Here is a 2246-nt window from a genome sequence, read left to right on the forward strand (position 1 = left end):
CCGCACCCGCTCGCTGGGCGTGGAGCACTTCGGCCAGACTGGCACGGTCAAGGACCTCTATCGACATTTCGGCATCGACGCCCAGGGCATCATCGCCGCTGCCGAAATGATCGCACCCGGCAAACCAATTCGCCACCTCAAGGCGGTGTGAAAAAGCGAGGGAGATAAACGTCAATGAAGTTAGTGCGTTACGGTTCAATAGGCCAAGAACAGCCTGGACTGATTGATAAAGCTGGCCGTGTCAGGAGCCTATCTGGAAAGATTTCAGACATTCATGGACCAACACTGGATCCGTGTACGCTCACAAGACTGAAGGCAATAGATCCAGAAAGTCTGCCCCTTGTCCCAGAGGGCGTGCGCCTTGGGGCATGCGTCGGGCAAGTCTCAAAGTTCGTCTGTGTTGGGCTCAACTATTCCGACCATGCGACTGAAGCAGGGCTTCAGGTGCCGGCGGAGCCAGCTTTATTCATGAAAGCCCCGTCGTCGATCTGCGGATCGACTGATAACCTAATCCTACCTCGGGGTTCAAAAAAGACTGATTGGGAAGTCGAACTTGGCATCGTAATCGGCCGCCATACCCGCTATGTCACTGAAGCCGATGCTCTCTTGCATGTTGCAGGCTACTGCATCGTCAACGATGTGTCAGAGCGGGAGCATCAGATCGAGCGCGCTGGGCAGTGGATGAAAGGGAAAAGCGCGGATACATTCGGGCCGATCGGACCCTGGCTTGTTACCGCGGACGAGGTGCCGGATCCGCAATCCCTAGGGCTATTACTTCACGTCAACGGCCGCTTGTATCAGAGCGGGTCGACAGCAAACATGGTATTCGGCGTCGCCTTCCTGGTAAGCTACATCAGCCAGTTCATGAGCCTTCTGCCTGGTGACGTCATCGCGACCGGGACACCTTCAGGGGTAGGGTTTGGCCAGAAGCCGCCTATCTTTCTAAAGGCTGGTGACCACGTCTGTGCCGCAATCGATCATTTGGGCACTCAGAACCAACGTGTCGTAAGTTACAACTAGATAAACGCTCTCCATAGCCACTCTGCGGCTTTTTGCGGCTCGTATCCGAGCCTGCGGTTCAACTCAGCAATGAGATCGACGGCAGCGTCCGCGATGACGGTGCCGGGCGGGAAGATGGCCGAGGCTCCCGCCTTGGTGAGCGCATCGAAATCCTGCGGCGGGATCACGCCGCCGACCACGATCATGATGTCGTCGCGATCATATTTCGCGAGTTCGCTCTTCAGCTCCGGCACCAGGGTCAGGTGCCCTGCGGCCAGCGACGAGACGCCGATGATGTGCACGTCGTTTTCGATCGCCTGGCGCGCAGCTTCCGCCGGGGTCGCGAAGAGGGGGCCGATATCCACGTCGAAGCCGAGGTCGGCAAAGGCGGAGGCGATCACCTTCTGGCCGCGATCATGCCCGTCCTGGCCCATCTTGGCGACGAGGATGCGCGGACGGCGGCCGTCATCCTGCTCGAACTGCTCCACGAGCTGCCGCAGCTTCTCCACGGCAGGTGAAGACATGCCGACCTCCCGCTTGTAGACGCCCGAGATCGCCTTGATCTCGGCGCGGTGACGGCCCCAGACCTTTTCGAGCGCGTCGGAAATTTCACCTACCGTCGCCTTGACGCGGGCGGCCTTCACCGCGAGGTCGAGCAGGTTGCCCTGGCCCGATTCAGCACCCTGCGACAGGGCTTGGAGCGATGCATCTACATCGGCCTGAACGCGCTCGGCCTTGAGACGCTTGAGCTTGTCGATCTGGCTTGCGCGAACGGCCGCGTTGTCGACCTTCAGGATGTCGATGGAAGCCTCGTCCGCTTGCCTGAAGGCGTTCACGCCGATGATCTTCTGGTGGCCTGAATCGATGCGCGCCTGCGTGCGGGCAGCGGCCTCCTCGATCTTCAGCTTCGGAATGCCCGCCTCGATGGCCTTCGCCATGCCGCCGAGCGCCTCGACCTCTTGAATATGGCCCCAGGCCTTGTCCGCGAGTTCCTTCGTCAGGCGCTCCACGTAATAGGAACCGCCCCACGGATCGATGATGCGCGTGGTGCCGCTCTCCTGCTGCAGGAAGAGCTGCGTGTTGCGGGCGATGCGGGCCGAGAAATCGGTGGGCAGCGCCAGCGCCTCGTCGAGCGCATTGGTGTGCAGCGACTGCGTATGGCCCTGGGTGGCCGCCATCGCCTCGATGCAGGTGCGCGTCACGTTGTTGAACACGTCCTGCGCAGTCAGCGACCAGCCGGAAGTCTG

Annotated in this window: 2 protein-coding genes; one reads left to right on the forward strand and one right to left on the reverse strand. The window is 60.6% G+C overall.

Annotation, left to right across the window (positions count from 1 at the left end):
• Nucleotides 1-174 precede the first annotated feature (174 nt).
• Nucleotides 175-1020 (forward strand): fumarylacetoacetate hydrolase family protein, encoded by an 846-nt coding sequence (locus AB4Y85_RS19380; protein WP_441986539.1) that lies wholly within the window; start codon nt 175-177, stop codon nt 1018-1020.
• Here AB4Y85_RS19380 and AB4Y85_RS19385 read toward each other — a convergent pair.
• The coding region (locus AB4Y85_RS19385; protein ID WP_441986540.1) for a methylmalonyl-CoA mutase family protein at nt 1017-2246 on the reverse strand (1230 nt) is incomplete at its 5' end. The genes AB4Y85_RS19380 and AB4Y85_RS19385 overlap by 4 nt on opposite strands.

The sequence above is a fragment of the Microvirga sp. 2YAF29 genome (genome assembly GCF_052114605.1).
Classification (GTDB): domain Bacteria; phylum Pseudomonadota; class Alphaproteobacteria; order Rhizobiales; family Beijerinckiaceae; genus Microvirga.